Genomic DNA, 24,547 nt, shown 5'->3' on the forward strand with positions numbered 1-24,547 from the left:
CCATGTCTGCGAAATCAACGATTCTGCAGCGTATCCGCGATGCTCACAAGCTCGCCGGCACCCCAGAAGGTGGCGTGGAGATTCCCCGCAATTACAACCGCGAGTACTCCTATAGCCGCGCCGAGCTCAAAGAGATCCTGATTGATCGCCTCGAAGATTACAAAGCCATCGTGGTGGAGTCTTCCGAGGATGATCTTGGCGCCACCATCGCCGAGCAGCTTCACCAGCGCCAGGCCAAGCAGGTGCGCTACGCCGAGGGCCTTTCACCTGAGCTCTTTGAGCTTTTCGACGGTCAAGCCAGCGCCGATAATCGCTCCAGTGATCCAAGGGAGCTCAATGAGGTTGATGCGGTGGTCACCGATTCCCACGTCAGCTCTGCTCAAACAGGCACCATCTGCCTGGAGTCCAATGAGCTGTGTGGCAGACGTGCACTGACGCTGGTTCCCGATTGCCACGTATGCATCGTGCGCATGGACAATGTGGTCTACGGTGTGCCGGAAATGATCGCAGCCCTCGGGCGCGAAAAGCCAGTGACGATGATCTCCGGACCTTCGGCCACCTCCGATATTGAGCTCAATCGCGTGGAGGGCGTGCACGGTCCTCGCACATTGATCTGCGTGGTTGTGGACTAGCCATTTTTCGGCCCTGACCCTCAGCACCAAGCCAGCTATCAGGCCTTCGAGCAACAGATGCTCGAAGGCCTGTGGTGTTATGGGCCTGCACAAGTACCCCAGTCGTATTTGGCACCAGCTTCAGTTTGGGTGATTTGTGCAGCTCAACCGGCACGTTTGCCCACTGCTCTGCCGATGATCATCTTGGGATATGGCTCTGCTCCTGGGGTTTTCTATTCCCTTGAGCGCTAGTGCTAGGATTGGGCGTTGCGCGTCTCCGTAGCTCAGTGGATAGAGCATTGGTTTCCGGTACCAAAGGTCGCACGTTCGAATCGTGTCGGGGACACAAGCAAGTGCCCCTACCTCATTCGGTAGGGGCACGTTTTCTTTGCTCTTTTAAAAGGGCCGCTTGGGCATGATTGCCCACGCCACCAGGTACACCAGCACCTGCGGGCCAGGCAAAATGATGCTGGCCACGGTGAGTACGCGAAGCAGGGTGGCATCAATGCCGTAGGTTTCTGCTACGCCACCGAGCACACCTCCAAGGAATTTGTTAGTGGTGCTTCGATACAGCTTGCGCTTCCACAAAGACTCAGCCATGGTTCTCACCTTTCGGAATATTCAAGTGCTCTACGTCCGAGCCTAGTACTGCAAGGGAGAATTCGCGGATGGCTGCTGCCTGCTCCTCGCTTAAACGATCAAACACTAACTCGCGCACCATTTGAACGTGCTCGGGCACCGCCTGCTTTAAGCGGCGCTCACCTTCTTTGGTCAGCGCAACCAGTACGCCACGTCCATCGCCGGTGCAGCGTTGCTTATCTACCAATCCGCGGCGTTCCATGCGGGTAATTTGGTGCGAGGTTCGCGAGCGATCCCAATTCAGCGCCGCGCAAAGCTCTCGCAGGCGCATGCACTGCTCTGGGTGTTCAGAAAGGCTAACGAGCACTCCGAATTCTGGAGTGGTGAGGTCATAACCGTTGTTGAGCGATTCTTCAATCGCGCGATCAACTTTTCGGTTCGCTGCCAGCATCAGACGCCAGAGCCGTTGTTCCTCGTCGCTAAGCCATTGTGGGGTATTCATGCAGACAACATTAAACGTCCGGGTTCAGCAATGAAAAATATACCCGTTTGCCTGCTCAAAGTCTGTTGGCAGGTTCAAGCCAACGCCCCTTTTGTTGATATGTCTCCAATTTCGTGTATTGTGATGCCCGTACCGCACAAGCGTGCAAGAACAACAACGATTGGATGAAAACATGAACATCAATGGCACTTTCCAGCTCGATGCCTCCCACTCCTCTGTCGCCTTCGTGGCTCGCCACGCAATGGTGACCAAGGTGCGCGGCACCTTTAACCAGGTTGAAGCCACCATCGTCCTCGATGGCGAGAACTCCAAAGTGCAGGGCACCGCGCAGGCAGCCAGCATCGACACCGGCAATAGCGATCGCGACGAGCACGTTCGTGGCGATGACTTCTTCGCCGTAGAGCAGCACCCCACCATCACCTTCGAGTCCACCTCTGTGGAACTCAACGGCGAAGAGGGCAAGGTGCACGGCAACCTTGAGATCAAGGGCAACTCCAAGCCCGTTACCTTCGATGTGGAGATCAATGGCATTGCCGAAGACCCCTTCGGCAACACCCGTCTCGGCTTCGAAGCATCCACCAAGATCAACCGCAAGGACTTCGGCATCGACTTCAACGCTCCTTTGAACACCGGCGGCATGCTGGTGTCCGAAGAAATCAAGATCGAGATCGACGGCTCCGCCATCAAGCAGGACTAGTAGTAGCGGGCAAGCTCCGCGAGTGAATGGGCCTGCCGGCCAGGGACCTTTTGAAAGCGTTCCGGCTGGCAGGTCATTATGATCACCTGCTGCTTTTCGGCCATTTTCGCAAGAAGGGCGCTCATGCTGCCGATGCGGGCAGGATCGCTTGCACCCAAGGGATCATCCAACACCAGGCTGGTGTCTTCTCCCCCGGCGATCATGGCCAAGGCGATGCGAATAAGCACCGCGAGCTGTTCCCTGGCTCCCACCGAAAGGCGCTCGAGGGCAAGATGGCCATCCTGGGAGCTCCGGGCAGTCACGCTGAGGTTTTGGTCGAACTCAAACTCCACCTCCGAGCCATACACATAGGGCGCAAGCTGGCTGAGTTTTTGCCCTAGTGGCCGCGCGTAGCGTTCACGAGCCTCGTTCCGGTGGCGCTGCAGCACCTCGTATAAGAGCTTCACCGCATCGGCATCACGCTGCTCCACTGCGAGGCGCTGGCGCGCGGCCTGCAATGCACGTTCGGCTTGTTGCGCTTGTTCCGCAACACCAGATTGAGCATCAATTTCGCTTTGATTGACCTCAATCAGCGCCGTCTTCTTCGCAATATCCTGCTGAATGTTGTGCACTTCAGCCTTGGATTGCTCAAATTCCGAGGCAAGCTTTTCACCACCGAAAGCATCCACCTGCAACCCGGCTTGCTCAAGGCTGCCCTGCAGCTCTTCGCATGTGGCCACGCGCTGCGAAAGTTGCTGTTCAAGCTCCTCGGTAGGCTGCTTGCTTTCTGCCTTTTCTACATCCTTAGCTAGACCTTGCACCAAGGCTTGAGCGTGTTCGACTTTGGCTTCAATGCCATCAAGTGCACGCTGGGCAGGCCTGCTGCTGAGCGCTTCGCGGCGCTCGACAAGGCCTGTCTCTTCTGCCTGAAGGGCTTGGAGTTCTTCGCCTAAGGCTTCGCGGTCATCCTCACACTGCTCCGGAATATCCACGCCTTGCAACGCAAGCTCAAGTTCGGCCAGTCGCTGGCTAACCTCGGATTCTTCGCGCTGCCCTAAAATACCGGCACGTTCAAGCCGCACCTGGTGCAACGCTGTTTCGGCATCCTCGCGCTTAGTGCGCAGCTCTCGAAGCTGCTCAACGTCTTTTGCCGGAGTATCTTGCAGCGCTTGCTCTAAGGCTCGTTCTGCTTCCTTGACAGCCTGCGCACTCGCCTCGCTGCCCGCGCCCGGCTCCACCGAAATCTCCACACCGCCAATTTCGAGCTCGATGGCTTCGGTAACGGCAAAGCGCTGCTCTTGATCCACGGTGTGCTCTTGGCCGTTGAGCGCAATGTCCGTAGGCGCCTGGGCATTCAGGCGCAGTTGCGCACTTTGGCTCTCGTTGACGGCTCGAGCACTACGCAGGGCAGCCTGAGCATCGGCCACCGCATCCACCATCGCTTGTGTCACATTTGGAACCGACTCCAAGCTGAGCTGCTGTTTCTCCAGCTTCTCAAGCTGGGCGCGCTGCTCACGCAGGCGTTGTAATTCCTCGTTTTGCTCAATGAGCCTCAACGCGGCACTGCGCTGCTCAATGCTGCTGCTCAAGTGGGCGATCTGCTCACGGCAGGCTTTGAGCGCAGCCGCGACCTCTTCTACCTTGCGCTGCTCTTGTTGCTGGAGTGCTGCTTTGCCCTTTCGCTCCTCTTCAAGCTCCTGACACTGCAGCTCGTGCTGCTCCAGGGATTGCTTGAGCTCTTTACGCTGCTCAAGTTCCCGTTTTGCCGCCTCCAATAAGGCTAAAGCGTCCGCATGGCGCTGCTTCAAGGCTTCAAGTTCGTCCTGGGCTTGCTTCATCGAGCGATACTCTTGCTCTTTTGCCTGAAGCTCTTTTTCTGCTTGTGGCAAGCGCTGCTCTAAGGCGAGGATCTCGGGCTTGGTCTTATCTACCAAATCAACCCTGGCTTCGATCTGCTTGAACTGATCACTCGCCGTGCTATTCCATTCTTCGGCCTCCTCCACGGCCTTGATCGCCGTCTGCAGTGAACTGCCAGCTTTGGGGCGACCTGTTGCCGTAAAGGTGGCGCTGTAGCGCTTGCCCAGCTTTGCCAACAGCTCTGTGTCTTCATCAAAAGCATCAGCATCATCATGATTGAGCATCGCCTGCAGCGAAGGAATGCCGGCTGCCTTCATATCTGCATCCAGTTTTTCCTGGGACACAAACAATGCCTCGAAAAGCTCAGGATCATTGGCCTCGCCTTTGACCAAGGCTTCGAGCCGATTGGCGGCTTCCGTCGACGTCCACTGCTGGCCCTTGAGCGGGCCTTCAAGGGCTTTGAGCTCTTCAACAGGCTTTTTTAACCAGCGCTTATGCAGCAACAGCCGGTGCTGCCCCATGGTCAGCTCAAGGCTAATCTCTGGGCCTTCATCTCGGGCGAGCGGGCGAAACGCCTCGATGTCCTTGCCTTTAGAGGTACTTTTGGTAAAAAGCGCGTGGCGGATGAGTTCGATGATCGTTGACTTGCCCGCCTCGTTTTCACCGTCAATGACCACGACGCCTTGGTTGGGAATATCTTCGAGCTTGAACTCAGCTACTTTGGCTGCGTTATGGATGTGGATCTTATGAAAAATCATGATGCATTCCTTCCCAAGCGCAGCAGCAATTTGGCCGCGTCGCGGGCTGTTTCGTCGTCTCGCTCTTGGAGCTCTTTTAAGGCCTCGCGGGCAAAGCCCGAAAGCCCCAGATTCTCAATCTCGCCTTCTTGGGGTTGGACAATCAGATCCATGGTGCGTTCATGGCTATAGAGGCAGGCGAAGGTATTTTCCAGCGTGTGTAGGCGTTCCTCTAACCACTGGGAAGTGCTTAGGTCTACAACCCCTTCGAGCGAATAGCGAATCGCGGTGTTGTACTTATCCTCGTATTGCTCAAGTTGGTTGATAAACGCCTCGGCATCTTCAAGAGAATTCACGTTTTGGTGAATATCGTGGAAGATCCACGTGCCCACCCGGTGGGTGGCAACTGATACCTCGGCTTCTTGTTCGCCGTGTTTTTCCACCTCCACCACCAGGGCGTTTCCGGAGTTATTCTCGCCGCCGTTGGTGTGTAAGACGTGGTAATCAGTAGGCTCCGGTGATCCGGAGAACCACACTTTGCCACTGGACCCAACTGGCTGTGCGGAGTGCGTATCGCCTAAGGCCAGATAATCAATAACGCCCTGAGCAATGTTTTTCTCTACAAGATCCAAGGAGATCTGGTCGAGGCGGATCTCATTGCTGCGGCTTTCTGCCTGGCCGTGGCCAACGGCAATGCGGATATTGCCCGTGGGCTCCAAGGGCTCAATCGCCTCAGCCACGAGGTCACGATCGGAAGATTTCGCCATATATGGTGCTGCGACAATCTCTACACCGGGTAGCACCTCAAACGCTTGGTTATCCCGGGCAACGATCACATGCTCAATGGCTTCGATATGCGAATACATTGAGTCCGCCGTGAGTGGATCGTGGTTGCCTGCCACGAACACCGCGGGCATGCTCAGCTTTTCTAATTCGGCTTTTACCCGGTTAATGGTCTGCAGGGATAAGGAATTTGCGTCGAAGAAGTCCCCGGCGACCACGATAAATTCGCAGCCTTGGGCTTTTGCCAGTTCATGCACGCGCCTAATGGCCAGAATGCGGTCTAAAGCAAAGCGAGGGCTTGCTTCTTCACCTAAGCGCCAGCGGCTCATGCCTATCTGGAAATCGGAGGTATGAAGGAATGTTGTTTTCATACCTTTAACAGGTAGCAAACAACCTCCGATCGCGGGGCTATCTTCCCATCAGATGATCGAACATTTCTTCGAGATCTGCTACTGCGCGGAGTTCTTCCACCGAGGAATACGACACTAATCGCATGGCCTTGTAGAGCAATTGCAGGTCTGAATCTTCTAAGGCAGAGGCCGGCTCCGGATCGGGCAAATCTGGCAGCTCGCCACCTTGCCAAAACGCCTCGGAAGATCCCTGGGATTGCTGCTCGCTATGTTGCTTGGCTTGGCTCAGCACCGCCTGTTCCAACGCCACGATGTTGAGTCCACGCAGCTCAAATACCTCGGTGGGGTATTTTTGCAGCCGCTGCGCGGCCTCAATGGCCACCGCGATCACGTGCTTACAGGTGTAGTTCGGATCAGGGCAGCTACAGCGCAAGCGAAGGTCATCTGCGTGTTCTGCAAGCAGCAGTGCCAGCACTTGCGGGCTTAAATCCCCTTCGCGCGCCCGCTTGATGCCTCCGCGCTCTTGCACCAGAAGCTGAGAAATCTGGGCGATTTCATCGGTGCTGCGGTAGGGAAGGATCAGCGCGACGTCGAAAGGCTCAAGTTGAGAACCAGAAACCTCGGCGAGGATCTGACCGTCGCGAAGCTGCAGGTTCATCACCTTGTTCTGGCGAGCATATTCCTGGCCGCGCTGGATGCGACCGTGATCGGCCAACGCAAGGATGAATTGCTGCAGCATGCCTCCGGCACCGGCGAGGTGGGATTGCACCAATGGTTCTTGGGCAGGCTGCTGGGAACGTGCGCCAAAGTTGGCGTAGATGACGTTGTCTTTTCTCGCCCTGACCATCTATTCCTCCCTGCCTCGAAAGCGCATGAGCTCAATAAGCTGCTCGGGTTCGAGCTCTGTAAGCCAGCCTTCCCCGGCGCCAACGACCGCGTTTGCCAGGTGGATCTTGCCAATAATCACATCATTAATGGCTTCTTCGAGTGTGCCTTGGGCAAGCAACTTGTGCACGCGCACATTGCGGCCTTGTCCAATGCGATAGGCGCGGTCGGTGGCTTGGTTTTCCACTGCCGGGTTCCACCAGCGGTCCATGTGCACCACCACATTAGCTGCGGTGAGGTTTAAGCCGGTGCCTCCGGCTCGTAGCGAAAGAATCATCACCGGCGGGCCATCGGGCGATTGGAACTGCTCAACCATCCGGTCGCGACCCGCTTTCGACACTCCCCCGTGCAAAAAGGGGATCGTCTCTCCATAGAACTCCTCTAAGTAGGGCACGAGCATCTCGCCAAAGGTGGTGTACTGGGTAAAGATCAGCGCCTTTTCCTCAGCCATGCGTGCCTCGGAGAGGATCTCCATGAGTTTTTCCACCTTGCCGGAGCGGTGCCGCCCCCGGTAGGTAATGGCGGAGTGATCGCCCAGGAAGTGGGCAGGGTGATTGCAGATCTGCTTGATTTTGGTAATCGCCGCTAGCACTTTGCCGCGGTCTTCGATGGAAGAGCCGCCGGAAAGTTGGCCTTCTACCCCATGCACGAAGGCCTCGTAGAGCGCGGCCTGTTCTGCGCTGAGGCGCACCGTGATGACTTCTTCGTGCTTCTCAGGTAGATCATCGATGATGCTGGGATCGGATTTGAGGCGCCGCAAAATAAAGGGAGCGCTTAAACCGCGAAGCCGCTCGGCTGTCTCATCGTCGTTATAGCGCTCGATGGCCCTTGCAAAGTGGTTGCGGAAAAAGGAGGCGCTTCCGAGCACACCGGGGTTTGCAAAATCGAGGATGGAATGAAGCTCCGCCAATTTATTCTCAATGGGCGTGCCCGTCAGCGCGATGCGGTGGTCCGCCGGCAACGCGCGCGCTGAGCGTGAGGCTTTGGTGCTGGCGTTTTTAATTGCCTGTGCCTCGTCGAGCACCACTCTGCCCCAGCGCACCTTGGCTAAGTCGGTGGCCTCGCGCTGCAACACCCCATAGCTGGTAATCACCACATCAGCTTGCTCTACTGCTTTAAAGAGCGCATCTGCCCTAGGTCGGCTGGAACCGTGCAGTACCAGTACCTTTATGCTGGGGACAAAGCGATGCGCCTCCTTGGCCCAGTTGCCCACCACCGAGGTAGGTGCTACCACCAGCGTTGGTTTGCGCGTACCCGCTACATCCTTGGACTGCGCAATTTCAATGGCCTCCAGGCTGAGTAATTGCAGCGTTTTACCAAGCCCCATATCATCAGCGAGCACCGCACCAATGCGGTTGCTTGCCATCCAATACAGCCAATCCACGCCACGGCGTTGATATTCGCGCAGTGTGGCATGCACGGTATCGGGCAGCGCGACGCGCTGTGGGGCCGGTGCTTTCTCACCATCGACAACGCCTAGCAGTTCCTGATACCAGGGGTCCCCTCGGAACTCCACCAGTTGATCCTGCTGCTGCATGGCGATTTTGCGCAGTTCTTGGATATCTGATGCTTCAAGTCCGGCGTTGGGATTTTGGGCTAGCTCTTCAAGCTCTGCAGCCTCTGCTGCCAATTCCTCCCAATCGGGATCCTGGTGCAGCTTGGCCAGCTCGGCTTTCATCCGTGCTTCATCAGCACGCCTGCGCAGCATCCGCTTGGAGTTTTCTTGCAAATCGGTGATGTACTGCTGGATGCGCGCCACCTGGGCGGTATCGGCAACCACCCACTGGCCGTCGATACGCAAGAGGCCAGACTTGGAGCGCACCAGTTCACGCATCTGTGCCTCGTCGAGCTCGGTATCGCCTACCGATACTTTCCAGTCATAAGAAACGATCTGCTCAAAGCCGAATTTAGAAATCAGCGGCCCGCCGGCAACACGCACACTGGCTTTGGCTTGTTCCTTGCGGGCAGTCCACGCCTTTGGCAGCAGCACCGTAATGCCGGCGCGTGAGAGCTTTTCTACGTCGTGTTGCACAAAGCGTGCCAATTCATCGGTGGTGATCGCCGAATCCCAATCCCCGACAGTGCTTTGGCTATACACCATGTGCGTGCCCGCCGGCAGCTCTCGGCGGTAGTCCAATACGGGGCTGAGTTTGAGCATCTTTTGGTACTGCTCGCGCAAAAAGGCCACAACTTCGCGGTCGTGTTCTCGAAGCAGCAATGGTTGCGGGCTATCAACTCCAGAACGCACCATAATTTTGATCGGCCACAGCGCCAAACCAAGATCGCTGGATTCCTGGGCTTCTTCTTCCGGCTCTTCAATCAGCACCACCAATTCCAGCTTGGAATTGAGCACGGAATTGCGCCAATCACCAATGGCATGGAGTAATTGGGGGTTCGCACGGTGGAGGGACTCGGAGCGCAGGAGTGCGCGGCTAAAGGCGTGCCACTCGTGCGGGCGTGGGCGCTTGTCTAGATCTTTGAGCAGCGCGTGTGCGATCCAATGGGGCAGGATATCGGCCATATCTTCGGCCACCGTGCTCCCGGCGTTGCGCACCAGCACCCCAGGGGCCGCGGCGGTCATCTGCGCGATCCAACCCCGCTCATTCAAACCGGTAGCCAAGGTCCATTGAGGCCACCAGCGCTTTTCTCTAAAGGCTAATTTGATGCTCAGGCGCCCGGCTCGCACAAATTGTTCGAGGCCTTCAAAGCATCGCACCATCCACCACAGATCGGGTGCGATGGTGGCGCGTTCCTCCTCGCTGGATGCGGTAGAGCGCAAGCCGGCAATAGTGGCAAGTGCCTTGACTGTTTGCTCGGGGGTAAAAGCCACGGTGGGCAACTTGGCAATATTTACACTTCTGCCCTTGGGCGTCATCAACGTCACGGGGTGAAGGTGCGCGCGCCTTCCTTTGATTAAGGCATAGACAGACGGCGGAAAGGCATCCTCTGGCACGGCATCGGCGCTGAGAATTTTATGGCCTTCGACCTGTTCGATCCACAGCATGAGGCCGACGTCATTCGACCACAGTCCGTGCAACAGATACTCAGGCATAGGATCAGTTCTACCAGTTGGGTACCGATTCCACCCAAGCAGCAATAGAACAGGCGTTCTACCTTGGTGTTTGTGCGCCTCCCCCACTAATTGCACCGATCACTGCCTACATGGAAACCTTGGAACGCACCCTCTGTCTATCTCATACCAAGGAGGCGCGATGACGGATACCACGTGGTTTATCATCGCCATCATCATCTACATGGGCGTGATGCTCGCCATCGGTTATTGGAGTTTCCAAAACACCGATGAATATGACGATTATGTTCTGGCAGGCCGCGGCTTGAACCCCTTCGTGGCCGCGCTATCTGCGGGCGCATCGGATATGTCCGGCTGGCTGCTGATGGGCCTGCCCGGCGCGCTCTTCGTCTCAGGCATGTCGGAACTATGGATTGCCATTGGTCTACTCATTGGCTGCTGGGCAAACTGGCGCTGGGTGGCACCGCGGCTTCGTTCCTATTCGGAGGTCGCCGGAGATTCCATTACGTTGCCTTCCTTCTTTGAAAACCGCCTGGCGGATAAATCCCGTGTGCTGCGCGTGGTGAGCTCACTGATCATCATCGTGTTCTTCACCTTCTACGTCTCCTCCGGCATGGTCTCTGGCGGACGCTATTTCGAGTCCACCTTCGGTTCCGGCTACCTCGACGGCATGCTGATCGTTGCCGGCATTACCGTTGCCTATACCTTCATTGGTGGTTTCCTTGCGGTGAGCTACACCGACGCGGTGCAGGGCACCATCATGTTCCTATCGCTGGTCATTGTGCCGGTGATGGCATTGCTGAGCCTGGATGATCCCTCAAGCATCTGGACCTGGGCCACCTCCCATGATTACGGCCCTTATACCAGCGGCATTGGCAACCCTGATTACTTCTCCATGTTCAGTGGCGTATCGGCTGCTGCCATCATCGGCAACCTGGCATGGGGCCTTGGCTATTTCGGCCAGCCCCACATCATCGTTCGCTTCATGGCGCTGCGCTCACCCAGCGATGCGCGCCAGGGTCGCTATATCGGTATGACGTGGATGCTGCTTTCTATCGTGGGCGCCACCTTTGTGGCGATTATCGGCACCGCCTACTTTGGTCAGAACCCCGATGTTGCCGTGGTGGATCGCAATGCGTTCGAGACCATCTTCTTGGATATGGGCCGTGTGCTTTTCCATCCCTTGATCGCCGGCCTGATCCTCACCGCCGTGCTCGCGGCGATTATGTCCACGATCTCTTCGCAGCTTCTGGTTACATCCACCTCGCTGATCGAGGATCTGTTTAAGATCTTCCGCAAGAATGAGCCCTCCCAGCGGTTGATGATTTACCTGTCCCGTTCTGCTGTGGTGGCCGTTGCCATCGTCGCTGGGGTGCTGGCGATTAACCCCTCCGCCTCGATCCTGGAGCTCGTGGGCTTTGCCTGGGCAGGGTTCGGATCGGCCTTCGGCCCGCTGGTGCTGTTGATGCTGTACTGGCGTCGCCTGAGCACCATTGGCGCCATCGCCGGTATGAGCACCGGCGCGATCGTCTCCTTCGCCTGGGGCATGTCGAGCCTCAGCAGCTCCTTGTATGAGATGGTGCCGGGCTTTATCAGCGGCCTGGTGGTCACCGTCGTGGTCTCGCTGCTAACAAAGCAGCCGGATCAGAAGGTACTCCAAGAATTCGACGATGCGGTTCGCCTATCCAAGGTTTCGGCCGCCCATCCCGATATGGATATCGCCCAGGCCAACAACCTCCAGCAGGCAGGCAAGCTCTAATGCGCTAAGGCCGGGAACCCCACGGGCGCGTTTTACGTCAAATATTGATGTGAAACGCGTCTTTTTCTTCCTCCTTGTAGCCACGGCTGTTGTCACGGCCCTGAGTCTGCCTCCTTTCGAGCGGCTCGATCCGGCCATTCACCACATCCCTTTGGTGGCTTCGCGCAGCAAGATCCAAGGTTATGAGCGCGAAAAGTTCGGCCACGGTTGGGCCAGGGCACCGCAGGCCTCATGTGACACTCGCCAGCGGCTTTTAGCCGAGCAGCTTTTCGACGTCCAACGAGGCCCATCGTGCACGCTGCACAGCGGTTGGGGCGATGATCCATATTCAGGCATACGCATTGGCGTTGGCTTGGAGGACGCAGAGCCGATCGAATTAGATCACGTATTTCCTCTAGCAGCGGCATGGGATTTGGGTGCTGCGAGCTGGTCACAGCAGCAGCGGGAGAACTTTGCCAATGATCCACTCAATTTGGTCATTGCCAGCAGAAAGGCAAATCAGGAGAAATCAGATGCCTTGCCGTCGGCATGGTTGCCGCCGAAGCGAAGCGCACGGTGTTGGTATGTCAATCGGCTCGCTTTGGTGGCAGCGCGTTATCAGCTTGCTCTCCCCCGCCAAGATGTGGCGGTGATGCAAAGACAGTGTCTTCTGCGTTAGGGTGCATAAGCTGACATCTTTTATGTCAAACACGCGAAAATTAGAAAGGTTGTAGTGCTTTGAGCTCTCTCCTCGTCATCTTGCACGTGCTTGCTGCCGTGTTGTTCCTCGGTCCTGTAACCGTGGCTGTATCCATGTTTGGCCCTCGTGCCCTTGCTGCTTCCCGCGGTGATGAGCACGCCAAGGGCTCGGTGAAGACCCTGCACCGCATTACCAGCGTCTACGGCATCCTCTCGCTGTTTGTCCCCATGATTGGTATTGCCCTGATGTTCACCGGCGATTACTGGTCTGAGGGTCGTTTCCACGCCTCGATTTTGCTTTCCTTGATCGCTTGGGCAGTACTGTTCTTCCTCATCCTGCCGCGCCAAACCAATATGGCTGGCGCTTTGGGCGCTCTTCCTGCCGATGAGCAGGCAGAAAAGACCTACAGCGTCAACAACTGGCAGAAGGCGAAAAGCCAGGTTGCCATGTACGGCGGTATCTTCAGCGCACTCTGGGTAATCGTGTTCATCTTGATGATGCTCTAACCCAGCAGATACAAAAACACCGGCCAGCGTTACTCGCTTGGCCGGTTTTTTGTTGGCTCCTTTAAGAAGATCCGATGAGCACCCAGGGTGACTTCTTATTCTCTCGGCGAAACTCCAACTCGCTCACAGCCTTCAGGTGTGCGTTTTGGTAGCCGCGGCACCAGTCCACGTCGCTTCGTTCATAGGTCTTAGATTCAAAGCGACCGTCCTCATCCATCATCACCACGATATTTTCGCCCTCATCGGGGCCATACTCAGGTGTGTCGAGGCCTTCGATGCCGATGGCATCTTCTGCCAAAGAGCGCTGATCATAGGGGCAGATCACCGCCACCGTGGTCCACTCGTCGCCATAGCCCTCGGCGACGCTAAAGCGCGCTACTCGCGGATACTCTTGGCCCTTGGAGTGCTCTTTGAGCGCATCTTTTAAAGGGTCGTGCGCGATTAACCAGATGGTGAAAATTGAAAACATCACCGTAAAGACGGCTAGGCCAGCCATGCCGAGGTTGGTGCGACGCACGGTGCCTCCTTTGTACTCACGTTTATGCCATCCGCCTTCGATGCTAGATGCGCTGCACACAAATGCCTAACCCCCAACCCTGCGTTTTGAGAAACTGGATTGGGGGTTTAAAGCCACATGTGGTGCTAGTCGCGCCAGCGGCCACGACCGCCACGGCGGTCATCGCGATCACCACGGTTACCGCGGAAGCCACCGCGTCCACCACGACGATCATCACGCTCGCCCCTGAAGCCACCGCGGTTATCGCGCGGAGGGCGACCATTATCGCGCTCGATGTTGATCAACTGGCCAGAGATCCTGGTATCACGCAGGTTGTCAAGCACATCGCGCGACATGTTCTTCGGCAGTTCCACCAGGGTGTGGTCTGCAAAGATGCTGATTCGACCGAAGTCCTTGTTGCTCAAGCCGCCCTCGTTGGCCAGGGCGCCAACGATGGAACCGGGGCGCACATGTTGGCGCTTACCCACGGCGAGGCGATAGAGCTGCATATCCTGGCTGCGCTCAAAACGGCTGCCACGGTCGCCACGATCACGGCGCTCACCACGGTCGAAGTCGCGGCCACGACGATCCCCACGGTCACGGCGATCAAAGTCACGATCGCGGCGATCACGGCGACGCTCCGGCGGAGCCTCCTTCATCAAGAACTCATCACCTGCACGAGCCTGGGTGGCCAGTGCTGCGGCAATGTCTTCCAAAGGAACATCGTGTTCTTCGGCGTATTGCTTGATCAGACCGCGGAATACTGCCACCTGATCGTCTTCGAGCGACTCGGTGATCGAATCGGCGAACTTCGCCTTACGCGAATCATTCACCTCATCGACGGTGGGCAGATCCATCTCGGTCAAAGGCGCATTGGTGGCGCGCTCAATCGAGCGCAGCATGCGGCGTTCACGCGGGGTAACAAACAGGATTGCCTCGCCGGAGCGGCCAGCGCGTCCCGTGCGACCAATGCGGTGCACATAGCTTTCGGTGTCGTTGGGGATGTCGTAGTTAAAGACGTGGGTGATGCGTTCAACGTCCAAACCACGAGCAGCAACGTCGGTGGCCACGAGGATGTCGAGGCGGCCGTCTTTGAGCTGGTCCACGGTGCGCTCACGCTGCGCCTGTGCAATATCGCCATTGATGGCGGCAGCGGAGAATCCGCGGGCACGGAGCTTTTCTGCGAGCTCTTCAGTCTCGTGCTTGGTGCGCACGAACATGATCATGGCTTCAAACTCGGTCACTTCGAGGATGCGGGTCAAAGCATCGAGTTTGTTGCGGTGCGCCACAGAAAGGTAGCGCTGCGTGATGTTGGTGTTGGTGCGAGTCTCGCTCTTGACCTGAATTTCACGCGGGTCGTTCATGTACTGCTTGCTCAAACGGCGAATACCGTTGGGCATGGTGGCAGAAAACAGGGCCACCTGCTTTTCTTCTGGAGTATCGGCGAGGATGCGCTCCACGTCTTCTTGGAAGCCCATGTTGAGCATCTCGTCTGCCTCATCCAAGACGAGGTACTTCAGCTCGGAGATATCCAGTGAGCCCTTTTCCAGGTGGTCGATCACACGACCGGGAGTACCCACGATGATCTGCGCGCCGCGGCGAAGACCAGAAAGCTGAATGCCGTAGGCCTGGCCACCGTAGATGGGCAGGACGTGGATATCGCCCAGGTGATCGGCAAAGCTTTGGAATGAATCGGCCACTTGGAGTGCCAATTCGCGGGTTGGTGCCAGCACCAGTGCCTGTGGGTGGCGCTTCTTTGCGTCGATACGCGAAAGAATTGGCAAGGCAAATGCGGCAGTTTTACCTGTACCCGTTTGGGCCAGACCCATGACGTCGTTGCCTTCCATCAGCAACGGGATGGTCTGCGCCTGGATGGCTGAGGGAACCTCAAAGCCAACCTTTTGCACGGCCTTTAATACGGCCTTTGGCAAGCCCAGGTTTTCAAACCCGGCTTCTTTTTTACCCTCTTGCTCACGTTCCGCTTCAGCGGCTTTCTCATTGTCCGCTGCAGCGGAGTCGTTGTTCTCAGAAGTATTCGCGCCCTTGTCGCCATCAACATCTTGGATGGCGTTTCCTTGCGATTGATCCTGAGATTCCGACACAAAATTCTCTTCCGGCACGTTCTCGCCGCCGGTGGCGTTATCGGTAATGCTCATTGCTCATCAACGCTACGCTATTGTTCGCAGGATTGCCGAAAAGGAGACACAACCCTCTGAGCCCCAAGTATGAGACGAAGGCCATAGCAAACAGGCTTCAGCGCCAAAACAGCGCCGCAGTGGCAACCGTGCTTGCTGGCCACTGTGGCGCTGCTGGAGATCCCGGCATTTTAAGCGATGCGGCGCGCACCGTTTCCAGGCGTAGCCACCATGAAGGTGGGTTCCGGGAAGTCCTTGTCTAAGGCGGCCTGGACAATGCGTTCAGCTACTGCCGGCACCTCGTCTTCGGCCACAAGGGTGATCACACTGCCACCGAAGCCACCGCCGGTCATGCGCGAGCCGCGTTGCCCCACTGCTTGGAATACGGATTCCAATTCGGGGGTGACGACTTCGTATTGATCCCGCAGTGATTCGTGGGAATCGCGCATGAGCTGTGCAAAGCGGGTGAGATCATCTGCCTCTAGGGCTTTGGCGGCCTCAGCGGTGCGATCGGTTTCCTCTACAACGTGCTTGACGCGCTTGCAGGTCACCTCGGCATCGCGGCCTTCTTCCTCGGCCCACGCCGCGGCACGGACCACGGCATTGTCCACCTCACGCAGGGTGTTCGCACCCATGGCAGCGGTAACATCGTCGATCACGCCGCGCCTAGAGGCGTATTGGCCGTCGTTGAGCGCGTGTGGGGCGTTGGTATCGGCGATCAGCAGCACCAGGCCATGGCCGGAGAGATCGAAAGGCACAAGGGTGGTTTCGCCTTCTTGGAAGTCAATCACCAGTGCTTTTCCTTCTTGGCCGAACAGCGAGGCACGCTGATCCAAGCCGCCGGTAGAAGCACCGACCACTTCGTTTTCGGCGCGGATGCAGGCATCCACGAGCGCGGTGCGTTCGGGTTGCGTGGCGCTGCGGCCGGTGGCCAATTCGAGCGCACCTAGGGCTGCAGAGCATTCCAGGGCCGCTGAGCTGGATAGCCCAGAGCCCACCGGCACATCAGAAACGATGGCCATATCCAAGCCCTCGGCGCAGGGAATCACTCCTGCCTCGATGGCTGCCCAAATGGCGCCAACGACGTAGCCTGCCCAGTTATCTGGGTTGCCGGGGCCTACCTCGTTGATGGGGATTTCAACTTTGGCGGCTTCACTTTGGCCAGGGGCCAGTGAGACTACGCGGTAGGTGGGTTGGCCGGAACGTCGAATCGCGATGGCGGTATTGGCTTGCAGCGCGAAGGGGATGGAGATGCCTCCTGCGTAATCAACGTGATCGCCGATCACGTTGACACGCCCCGGTGCTGCCCACACCCCTTCTGGTTCTTGGGAGAAGTGAGCCTGAAACAGCCTGCTGGCAGCCTGCGCGAGCTCGGCGTCGTCACGAGCGCTCATCCAACGTGCCATGATCACCAAACCTCCTTGAATTTCTTGGCAATGGTTTCTGGGGTGGTGTCATTGATCCATACCCCCTGGGATGATTCCGAACCGGCCAGGAACTTCATGCGGTTCGGGCTGCGCATGAGAGAGAACATCTGCAGGTGCAGGCGTCCATAGGTGCGAAGCTCGGGATCCACGGGAGCCTGGGTCCATCCGGCGATATAGGGGGTTTTGTCTACGCCTTCAAAGAACTGGTCAAAGACGGTGTAGAGCCGCTTGAGCAGTCCGGCGAGCTCTTCGCGTTCTTCTGCCTCAAGCTCGCTGAAATCAGCCACGTGGCGTTTAGGCATCACCATGACTTCTACCGGCCACTTCGCGGCGGCGGGAACGAAGGTAAGGAAGTGTTCGCCTTCCTCAATCACGCGGGTGCCGGCTGCCTTTTCGGCTTGGACAATCGCGTCGAAGAGGTTATCGCCGCGGTTGAGGGCATGGTGTTTGGCCTGCTCGACTACCTGTTGCAACCGTGGGCTTAAAAATGGGTAGGAGTAGATCTGCCCATGAGGATGCTGCAGGGTAACGCCGATTTCCTCACCGCGGTTTTCAAAGGGGAACACCTGCTGCACGCCAGGAATCTTGGACAGTTCGGCGGTTCGGTGTGCCCAGGCCTCGATCACGGTGCGGATTCGCTCCACGCTGAGGTCTTTGAAGGATTGTTGAACATCCTCGGTAAAGCACACCACCTCGCAGCGCGCTAGCGCTGGTTCTTTGGGGAAAAGCTCATCGCCATCAACAAAGTGTTCCCAGTTGCTGGTATCCATGTGCTGAGTAAATGACGGGAAGCGGTTTTCAAATACCACTACGTCATAAGAAGGCGATGGAATCTCCGTGGGCAGCTCCCCCGGCTTGGTTGGCGCCAGGGGGTTCTCATTTGCCGGTGGCATGAAGGTGCGGTTCATCCTGTGTGAGGCGTAGGCAACCCACGCCCCGGTCAAAGGATCACGGCGAATCTCCGAGGAAGTATTGGCGTGTGGCAGGTCGCGGGTATCCTCCAGCACACGGTCGCTGTGTTCGCGATCGTCGAAGTAGATAATCTCGCGGCCGTCGGCAAGCTTGGCTTTGGTAATCGCGACCTGATGCATTACTGGCCTCCGGGAAGTGCGCTCTCGTCGATCTTGGATTCATCCACCACGATGGGCTTCATCTTTGCCCACAGCATGAACGCTGCGCCAACGAGCAGCATGGCGACGCCAGCGTAGAGGTTATCGGCGCTATTTTTCAGCGCTCCGGTGTCGGGATTCGTGCCGGGGTCGAGCACAAAGCTGCAGATCACGAGGACGATGCCGTAGATCCCGATGAGCAGTCCAATGAAGTTGCGGATATCGAAGGCACCCGCAGCATGCTTTTTGTTGTTTGCCATGATTACGCTCCTTTTAGGCGAAGATGACGTTCAAAGCGATGACGAGCACCATGCACAGCACGCCAAGGGGGACGGTACGGCGGTACCAAGGAAGGGCGGCTTCGTTTGCGTCGACAAGCGATTCCTTGGGAGTAACCGAACGGACAAAGCCGACGAGCTCACTATCGGGCTTTGGCTTCGTTGCCATGGATACCACGATGGAGATGATGATGTCGGTAGCGAAAGCGATCGAGGCCGCCACGAAGGCAGTACCTTGACCAGGAAGGTTGACCACGGGGTTTTCGCCAAGTGAGAGCACCCAGAAACCGATGGCGGCGAGGGTACCGGAGACGAGGCCGACCCAACCTGCGGTAGGTGTCATGCGCTTCCAGAACATACCCAGAATGAAGGTGGCAAACAGCGGGGCGTTGAAGAAGCCGAAGAGTGTTTGCAGGTAGTCCATCACGTTGCCGAAGTTCTTGGCCAACAGCGCGGTGAACACGGCGATCACGGTGGCGCAGACGGTGGCCAGGCGGCCGAACTTGAGGTAGTAATCGTCTTCGCGATCCTTGACCACATAGGTTTGCCAGATGTCGTAGCTCATCACCGTGTTAAAGGCGGAGATGTTAGCAGCCATACCGGCCATGAAGGAGGCCAGCAGACCAGCGATAGCCACGCCAAGCAGACCATTCGGCAGCAGGTCACGCATGAGCAGCAGCACTGCGTCGTTGGGGGCGGCCTCGGGGTTCGGGCCGATCAGTTCAGCCACGAGCACGGAGGCGATCATGCCGGGTAGCACCACCAAGAAGGGGATGAACATCTTGGGGAAGGCACCGATGATCGGGGTCTTGCGAGCCGCAGACAGCGACTCGGAGGCCATGGCGCGCTGCACCTCAACGAAGTTGGTGGTCCAGTAACCGAAGGAGAGCACGAAGCCAAGGCCGAAGGTAATGCCGATGATGGAGAGCACCGGGGAATCAAATCCGGAGATCTGCATGCCGGGCCAGGTGTGGAAGTGGGAGGAATCGGCTACTTGTTCTTTGAGTCCAGACCAACCACCAACACGGTTCAAGCCGATCAGGGTCAGCGGCAGCAGGGCTGCGATGATGACAAAGAACTGCAGCACCTCGTTGTAAATTGCAGCCGAAAGGCCACCCAAGGTGATGTAGGACAGCACGATCACAGCGGCCACGATCAAGGTGACCCACAGCGGCCAGCCCAAGAGTGCGTTGACGATCTTAGCCAGCAGGAAGAGGTTCACACCTGCGATGAGCAACTGGGCTAGGGCAAAGGAGATGGCATTGACCAAGTGTGCGCCCGGACCGAAGCGTCGCAGCATGAATTCCGGCACCGAACGAACTTTGGAGCCGTAGTAGAAGGGCATCATCACAATGCCCAAGAACACCATGGCCGGCACGGCACCAATCCAGAAGTAGTGCATGGTTTGGAAGCCATATTGCACACCATTGGCGGACATGCCGATGATCTCCACCGCGCCCAGGTTGGCGGAGATAAACGCCAAGCCCGTCACCCACGCGGGAAGGCCGCGGCCGGAGAGGAAGAAGTCGATAGAGGAAGAGACACGTGCCTTCGCGGCCCAGCCAATGCCGAGCACAAACACGAAGTACAACGCGACCAATAGATAGTCGACCCAACTGGCGTCGAGCCGCAGTGCGGTATCCATACCTGGTCACCTTTACTTTCAACTGTTAATGAGGGGGATATTCAGTTGTGCGTATTTCCTACGCAAGCTAGTTCAGCCGTTGATGCATTACCTGCAGTTTCACTGTGCTGCAGAACAGGCCCGGGTGTTTGAGCGTGGCCAGATCCGTTGCGCTTTTCAGTGCATTTGGCGGTGCGGTCATAGGTTCAACAGCCACTGCCCTACCCCGCCCTGGGTACGTCACACCGAAGGATTCGTCTGGAGTGAAAATCTGGGCCCAATGAAATGCGTCTTCACAGACCATGCGCACTCCTCCATCATCGGAGGTGAGCTCGGCTACCAAGCCACGATCAACGCGGAAGCAATCATCCATGACTACGCCTTGAAGGCTCGTGCCCTGGCGAAGCTTCTTGGCTAAGTCAGACTCTTGAAGGTCGCCACATGGCAGGTTGCGATTGGCATCCAATGGCAATTGCTTTTCGACGTTCACCCTCAAGGTAGATCGATCCGTTTCGGCACCTTTGGCGCTGAGGTAGGTATGCCAGCCAAGAGCGAAGGGGGCTTCGGGGGCTTCAGTTTGGGCAATCACCGTGGCGGTGAGTTCGAAGGGGCTGAGCTGATAGTTCACGCTCAAGGTGATGGGCCACGGCCAACCCTGGGTCGGTGCGATCTCGCAACTCAGCGACGCAACGTTTTCGTAGTGTTGGACTACGTCCCACACTTGCTTATGCACGAAGCCGTGAATGGCGTTATTGCGCTCTGGTTCTGTGATGTCGAGCTGGTGCTCTTGGCCTTCGAATTCAAATGTGCCGTCTTCTGTACGGTTTGGCCAAGGTGCAAGCCACAAACCCGCGGCAAGGGGAGGCTCGTTTGGAGATGTGTAGGTTTCAACCAGAGGGTCACCGTTATAGGTCAGAGACTTCAGCCCTGCCCCTAAGGTGTTGATTTCTGCTGCCATATCGCCGCACTTCAGGTGCACGACATGTGGTTCACACTTCCCCATCGCCTAACCTTTCAATCGCTGGTTCTAGCGGCAGTTCGGCGGAGAGAAGGCTGTGACCTTCCTTTTAGGCCAGCCCTCAGACGTCGGACAACCTCAACACCACCCATGGTAGCGGGACCGCTACAGAGGGTGCAAGGTCTATCTCATTCGAGACCAACTATGCTCTAGATTACTTCCTACCTATCAAGCTGCGAGCTTGGTAATTATCACAACGAAAGCTGATCAAGTTGAAAAAACGGATTCAAGTTACCGGCGCCGTATTCCTGCAAGATAACCGCGTTATGGCTGCTCAACGCGGTGGCGGAAAAGCTCTTGACGGATATTGGGAATTTCCTGGTGGGAAAATCGAGGCTGGCGAAACCCCCGAGGAGGCTTTAGCGCGAGAACTGCGCGAAGAGCTCAAAGTTGAAGCCGAAGTTGGTGAACATCTCACCACAACTGAACATGAATACGATTTTGGCATTGTTGTGCTCTCGACGTATTTTTGCACCTTGCACGGTGAGGAACCCGTGCTCACTGAGCACAAAGAGGTGCGATGGCTTAGGCCGGACGAACTCGAACTGCTCCCCTGGGCGCCAGCGGATATCCCGGCAGTCAATCTGATCAAGCAGCGACTGACCTCGAAGGGCTAGCGCCTTGTTTCCGCTTTCCACAACACTTGAAGATGATCTCACGTTCGGTTTCTTAAACCACACTCATCCAAGCGAGCAGATCTACCACCCGAGGCTGATCGCCAACGAGCAGGACAACACCATGGCTGCAGCGATCAGGCAGGAGCTTCTGCATTGCAAGAGCTTCACGTTCTCGGTCGCGTTTATTACATCTTCGGCGCTAGCCCTGCTGAAGACTGCGCTGCTGAACTTCCAAGGCCGAGGCACGATCATCACTTCCAGGTACTTGGACTTTAACGACCCAGTAACCTTCCGCGAGCTGCGTTTACTTAAAAACGTCGACGTCTATATTCATGACGATTTAGACGCCGGATTCCACGCGAAGGGGTACGTTTTTGAAAAAGCGGACGGGGTCACCGCTATCGTCGGAAGCTCCAACCTCACGGATAAGGCACTGCTTCAAAACCGTGAGTGGAATCTGAAATTTTCCGCGCTGCCCGATGGTGATATCGCGCTGCAGTTGCAGCGCCTTTTAAAGCATCAAGTAGAAAAGTGCATTCCGCTGAGCGAGGAATGGATCCGCCAATACGAAGCTGAACGGCAACCTCCAAAATTCCCGGATCCGACCCGCGACCCCTTGCCACCCCGTGGACGCATTCTGCCAAACCCGATGCAAAGCGAGGCACTCGACAATATTGAAAAGATCCGGGCAGCCGGCAACCGCCGCGCTCTAGTTATCTCGGCTACCGGTACAGGTAAGACGATCTTGGCCGCGTTGGCCGTTCGCGCGGCCAAGCCGAAACGTATGCTCTTTATCGCTCACCGCCAGCAGATTTTGGAAAAGGCACAATCTGAATTTCAGCGGGTCTTGGGCTGCAAAGACAACGAACTCGGGCTGTTTGTGGGCAAGTACAAAGAACTTGATCGCCGTTATGTGTTCGCCTCAGTCCAGTCGCTGAATAGTGCCGGGGTGCTCGAATCTATTGATCCTGAGGCGTTCGATTACGTCATCGTCGACGAAGTGCACCGTTCAGGAGCAAAGAGTTACGTCAAGCTCATCGAAACACTTCAACCAAAATTTTTACTTGGCCTCACGGCAACCCCTGAACGTACCGACGGCTTCAATGTGTTCGAGTTATTCGATTACAACGTTGCCTACGAGATTCGTCTGACAAAGGCCCTGGAAGCTCGAATGCTCGTGCCGTTCCACTACTACGGCGTAACCGACTACAGCTTTTCCGGTACAGACTCCGTCGACGAACACACCGATCTATCACGTCTCGTGGCTGAAGAACGCGTCAAATATGTGCTCCAAATGCTAAGGACCTACGGACACGCCGACGGCGTATGCGGTCTGATGTTTTGCAGTAGAAAAGAAGAAGCAGCCAAACTTTCGGAAATCCTCAACGGTTCAGAACTGAATGGGCGAAAACTTCGCACTGCAACGCTCAGCGGCGACGATTCAATTGAACACCGCAACCGCACCGTTCAACGACTCGAAGATGGGGAACTCGATTACATCTTGACAGTCGATATCTTCAACGAAGGTGTCGACATTCCCGCGGTCAATCAGATCGTGATGCTTCGGCCTACTCAGTCGGCCATTATTTTCATCCAACAACTCGGGCGTGGTCTAAGGAAAGCTAAAAACAAAGACCACCTTCGAGTCATCGACTTCATTGGCAATTACAAAAACAACTACCTCATCCCACTGGCGTTAATGGGAGAGCAAGGCCGAAAAACTGGACGCATAAAACGAGGTGTGGTTGCGACCAAGGGCGATAATTCCATCGCCGGACTTTCCAGCATCAATTTCGATCAGATTGCTGAAGAAAGAATTCTGAAGTCAATCGACAGTGCCCCGCTGCATCATTTAAAAGAGGTAAAGAAGGAAATCCTCGCGATGCAAGATCGGCTCAATCGCGTGCCAAAACTCATCGATTTTGCGTTGAGAGACAGCATCGATCCCGTCACGCTCGCAAACACAACCGGCAGCCTCAAGAATTACTGGGACGTTTTGTACAAAATTGGGCTTCGCCCCACCCCACCGAATGAGGCTCAGGCTAACTTCCTGTATTTCTTTTCCAAGGAATTACTTCCGGGCAAGCGCCCACACGAGTTGCTATTGATGCAAGGCTTGCTCGATCACGGTGAGCTCAGTTCCGTCGAATTTGAGACTCTGCTAGCGAGAAAATCTCTCTCCCAAAATCCTCAACTTCTCGAAAGCACCTACAGGGTTCTGGACTTTAGTTTCTACGCAAAGCCGATTTTTGGCGATACTCCACCCGTCCAACGCGACAGGGACATGCTTCGTCTCAACGACTTATTCATCACCTGCATGGAAGACGAGACCTTCGCACAAGACATCAGAGATATCGTCGAAACGGGATTACTCATCTCCGAGCAATCCTTCAACAACGCCGATACATTGATCTACGAAGAGCGCTATTCTCGCAGAGAAATCGCTCGTCTGCTGAACTACTCAAAAGACAAAAGTGAGACGTTCTTTGGGTATGCCGCGGACCAGGAAACCATGACGATTCCGATCTTTGTCACCTACCGCAAAGACCATCGATTCAGCGAAGAAACGTCCTATGGGGATGAATTCTTATCTCATGACTTACTCAAGTGGTACACCAGGTCTAGACGCCGCATCTCTACACCGGAGGTGAAAAGGATCCTGTCCGGAGATTATCGGCTTCTCCTTTTTGCCCAAAGAAGTAAGGACGATAAGGAAGAGTTTTATTACCTAGGAGACGTGTTTACTCAATCCGCCCGACAGGAAAAACAAGCCTCCGGCCAAGGTGGAGTCGATATTGTGCAAATCGATCTATCGCTTGAAGTTCCCTTAAGCGATGAAATGTTCCGTTACTTCACAGCCAACGGAGAGATGATTGATGCATAGTCAG

Annotated in this window: 20 protein-coding genes and 1 tRNA gene; 8 read left to right on the forward strand and 13 right to left on the reverse strand. The window is 56.4% G+C overall.

Features of this window, described 5'->3' with window-relative positions; genetic code table 11:
* The first annotated feature begins 2 nt into the window (after window positions 1-2).
* Window positions 3-632, forward strand: coding sequence for a LutC/YkgG family protein (locus IEU99_RS07205; protein ID WP_128890038.1), 630 nt, complete (start codon window positions 3-5; stop codon window positions 630-632).
* Window positions 633-884: 252 nt separating this feature from the next.
* Window positions 885-957: transfer RNA gene (locus IEU99_RS07210), tRNA-Arg, on the forward strand.
* A 50-nt stretch (window positions 958-1,007) separates the two neighbouring features.
* Here IEU99_RS07210 and IEU99_RS07215 read toward each other — a convergent pair.
* Complete coding sequence (locus tag IEU99_RS07215; protein WP_128890039.1) at window positions 1,008-1,211, reverse strand: PspC domain-containing protein; 204 nt, start codon at window positions 1,209-1,211, stop codon at window positions 1,008-1,010.
* Window positions 1,204-1,692: a MarR family winged helix-turn-helix transcriptional regulator gene (locus tag IEU99_RS07220; protein ID WP_128890040.1), complete on the reverse strand. Its 489-nt coding sequence runs from the start codon at window positions 1,690-1,692 to the stop codon at window positions 1,204-1,206. The genes IEU99_RS07215 and IEU99_RS07220 overlap by 8 nt, the downstream gene beginning before the upstream one ends.
* A 172-nt stretch (window positions 1,693-1,864) precedes the next feature.
* Between IEU99_RS07220 and IEU99_RS07225 the strand changes: the two genes are divergently transcribed.
* A complete protein-coding gene (locus tag IEU99_RS07225; RefSeq protein WP_128890041.1) occupies window positions 1,865-2,389 on the forward strand; it encodes a YceI family protein in 525 nt (174 codons plus the stop codon).
* Here the strand turns inward: IEU99_RS07225 and IEU99_RS07230 are convergent.
* From IEU99_RS07230 to IEU99_RS07245, 4 genes are read right to left on the reverse strand one after another with little or no spacing between them, the layout of a single operon-like run.
* Window positions 2,386-4,983 carry an AAA family ATPase gene (locus tag IEU99_RS07230; RefSeq protein ID WP_128890042.1) on the reverse strand — a complete coding sequence of 866 codons (2,598 nt, stop codon included), beginning with the start codon at window positions 4,981-4,983 and terminating at the stop codon, window positions 2,386-2,388. The genes IEU99_RS07225 and IEU99_RS07230 overlap by 4 nt on opposite strands.
* A complete protein-coding gene (locus IEU99_RS07235; protein WP_128890043.1) occupies window positions 4,980-6,116 on the reverse strand; it encodes a metallophosphoesterase family protein in 1,137 nt (378 codons plus the stop codon). The genes IEU99_RS07230 and IEU99_RS07235 overlap by 4 nt, the downstream gene beginning before the upstream one ends.
* Before the next feature lie 37 nt (window positions 6,117-6,153).
* Complete coding sequence (locus tag IEU99_RS07240) at window positions 6,154-6,942, reverse strand: SWIM zinc finger family protein (RefSeq protein WP_128890044.1); 789 nt, start codon at window positions 6,940-6,942, stop codon at window positions 6,154-6,156.
* Complete coding sequence (locus IEU99_RS07245) at window positions 6,943-10,032, reverse strand: DEAD/DEAH box helicase (protein ID WP_128890045.1); 3,090 nt, start codon at window positions 10,030-10,032, stop codon at window positions 6,943-6,945.
* Window positions 10,033-10,192: 160 nt separating this feature from the next.
* Here IEU99_RS07245 and putP point away from each other — a divergent pair, with 160 nt between their 5' ends.
* The 3 genes from putP to IEU99_RS07260 are packed head-to-tail and all read left to right on the forward strand — an operon-like array spanning window position 10,193 to window position 12,955.
* Window positions 10,193-11,770: a sodium/proline symporter PutP gene (gene putP, locus IEU99_RS07250; protein WP_128890046.1), complete on the forward strand. Its 1,578-nt coding sequence runs from the start codon at window positions 10,193-10,195 to the stop codon at window positions 11,768-11,770.
* Window positions 11,771-11,819: 49 nt separating this feature from the next.
* Entirely contained in the window at window positions 11,820-12,428 is a 609-nt protein-coding gene (locus IEU99_RS07255) for an HNH endonuclease family protein (RefSeq protein WP_229718423.1), read from the forward strand.
* A gap of 59 nt (window positions 12,429-12,487) precedes the next feature.
* The gene (locus tag IEU99_RS07260; RefSeq protein ID WP_128890048.1) at window positions 12,488-12,955 is read left to right on the forward strand and encodes a DUF2269 domain-containing protein; all 468 of its coding nucleotides are present in this window, start codon (window positions 12,488-12,490) and stop codon (window positions 12,953-12,955) included.
* 61 nt (window positions 12,956-13,016) lie between these two features.
* Here IEU99_RS07260 and IEU99_RS07265 read toward each other — a convergent pair whose 3' ends face one another.
* The 7 genes from IEU99_RS07265 to IEU99_RS07295 all read right to left on the reverse strand — a co-directional run bounded on the left by IEU99_RS07265 (window position 13,017) and on the right by IEU99_RS07295 (window position 21,027).
* A complete protein-coding gene (locus IEU99_RS07265; protein WP_128890049.1) occupies window positions 13,017-13,472 on the reverse strand; it encodes a hypothetical protein in 456 nt (151 codons plus the stop codon).
* A 125-nt stretch (window positions 13,473-13,597) separates the two neighbouring features.
* Window positions 13,598-15,607, reverse strand: coding sequence for a DEAD/DEAH box helicase (locus IEU99_RS07270; protein ID WP_128890050.1), 2,010 nt, complete (start codon window positions 15,605-15,607; stop codon window positions 13,598-13,600).
* A gap of 170 nt (window positions 15,608-15,777) precedes the next feature.
* On the reverse strand, window positions 15,778-16,992 hold the full coding sequence (gene galK / locus IEU99_RS07275; RefSeq protein WP_128890051.1) for a galactokinase: 1,215 nt from the start codon (window positions 16,990-16,992) through the stop codon (window positions 15,778-15,780).
* Between the two features lie 2 nt (window positions 16,993-16,994).
* Window positions 16,995-18,104, reverse strand: a complete 1,110-nt coding sequence (galT, locus tag IEU99_RS07280) for a galactose-1-phosphate uridylyltransferase (protein ID WP_128890052.1) — start codon at window positions 18,102-18,104, stop codon at window positions 16,995-16,997.
* Window positions 18,104-18,382, reverse strand: coding sequence for a hypothetical protein (locus tag IEU99_RS07285; RefSeq protein ID WP_128890053.1), 279 nt, complete (start codon window positions 18,380-18,382; stop codon window positions 18,104-18,106). Before IEU99_RS07285 ends, galT begins: the two co-directional genes overlap by 1 nt.
* A 13-nt stretch (window positions 18,383-18,395) precedes the next feature.
* Window positions 18,396-20,045: a sodium:solute symporter family protein gene (locus IEU99_RS07290; protein WP_128890054.1), complete on the reverse strand. Its 1,650-nt coding sequence runs from the start codon at window positions 20,043-20,045 to the stop codon at window positions 18,396-18,398.
* Window positions 20,046-20,112: 67 nt separating this feature from the next.
* The gene (locus tag IEU99_RS07295) at window positions 20,113-21,027 is read right to left on the reverse strand and encodes an aldose epimerase family protein (RefSeq protein ID WP_128890055.1); all 915 of its coding nucleotides are present in this window, start codon (window positions 21,025-21,027) and stop codon (window positions 20,113-20,115) included.
* 227 nt (window positions 21,028-21,254) lie between these two features.
* Here IEU99_RS07295 and IEU99_RS07300 point away from each other — a divergent pair, with 227 nt between their 5' ends.
* Window positions 21,255-21,659: a (deoxy)nucleoside triphosphate pyrophosphohydrolase gene (locus tag IEU99_RS07300; protein ID WP_128890056.1), complete on the forward strand. Its 405-nt coding sequence runs from the start codon at window positions 21,255-21,257 to the stop codon at window positions 21,657-21,659.
* A gap of 4 nt (window positions 21,660-21,663) precedes the next feature.
* Window positions 21,664-24,543, forward strand: a complete 2,880-nt coding sequence (locus IEU99_RS07305; protein WP_229718424.1) for a DUF3427 domain-containing protein — start codon at window positions 21,664-21,666, stop codon at window positions 24,541-24,543.
* The last annotated feature ends 4 nt before the right edge of the window (window positions 24,544-24,547 follow it).

This window comes from Corynebacterium pelargi, assembly GCF_014635485.1.
GTDB lineage: Bacteria > Actinomycetota > Actinomycetes > Mycobacteriales > Mycobacteriaceae > Corynebacterium > Corynebacterium pelargi.

Bases quoted from the DNA above. Each gene is read 5' to 3' on its own strand.
- IEU99_RS07295 (WP_128890055.1), bottom strand. From the start codon at position 21,027: ATGGGGAAGTGTGAACCACATGTCGTGCACCTGAAGTGCGGCGATATG.
- IEU99_RS07215 (WP_128890039.1), bottom strand. From the start codon at position 1,211: ATGGCTGAGTCTTTGTGGAAGCGCAAGCTGTATCGAAGCACCACTAAC.
- IEU99_RS07245 (WP_128890045.1), bottom strand. From the start codon at position 10,032: ATGCCTGAGTATCTGTTGCACGGACTGTGGTCGAATGACGTCGGCCTC.
- putP (WP_128890046.1), top strand. From the start codon at position 10,193: ATGACGGATACCACGTGGTTTATCATCGCCATCATCATCTACATGGGC.
- IEU99_RS07205 (WP_128890038.1), top strand. From the start codon at position 3: ATGTCTGCGAAATCAACGATTCTGCAGCGTATCCGCGATGCTCACAAG.
- IEU99_RS07220 (WP_128890040.1), bottom strand. From the start codon at position 1,692: ATGAATACCCCACAATGGCTTAGCGACGAGGAACAACGGCTCTGGCGT.
- IEU99_RS07235 (WP_128890043.1), bottom strand. From the start codon at position 6,116: ATGAAAACAACATTCCTTCATACCTCCGATTTCCAGATAGGCATGAGC.
- IEU99_RS07285 (WP_128890053.1), bottom strand. From the start codon at position 18,382: ATGGCAAACAACAAAAAGCATGCTGCGGGTGCCTTCGATATCCGCAAC.
- IEU99_RS07230 (WP_128890042.1), bottom strand. From the start codon at position 4,983: ATGATTTTTCATAAGATCCACATCCATAACGCAGCCAAAGTAGCTGAG.
- IEU99_RS07240 (WP_128890044.1), bottom strand. From the start codon at position 6,942: ATGGTCAGGGCGAGAAAAGACAACGTCATCTACGCCAACTTTGGCGCA.
- IEU99_RS07225 (WP_128890041.1), top strand. From the start codon at position 1,865: ATGAACATCAATGGCACTTTCCAGCTCGATGCCTCCCACTCCTCTGTC.
- galT (WP_128890052.1), bottom strand. From the start codon at position 18,104: ATGCATCAGGTCGCGATTACCAAAGCCAAGCTTGCCGACGGCCGCGAG.
- IEU99_RS07270 (WP_128890050.1), bottom strand. From the start codon at position 15,607: ATGAGCATTACCGATAACGCCACCGGCGGCGAGAACGTGCCGGAAGAG.
- galK (WP_128890051.1), bottom strand. From the start codon at position 16,992: ATGGCACGTTGGATGAGCGCTCGTGACGACGCCGAGCTCGCGCAGGCT.
- IEU99_RS07290 (WP_128890054.1), bottom strand. From the start codon at position 20,045: ATGGATACCGCACTGCGGCTCGACGCCAGTTGGGTCGACTATCTATTG.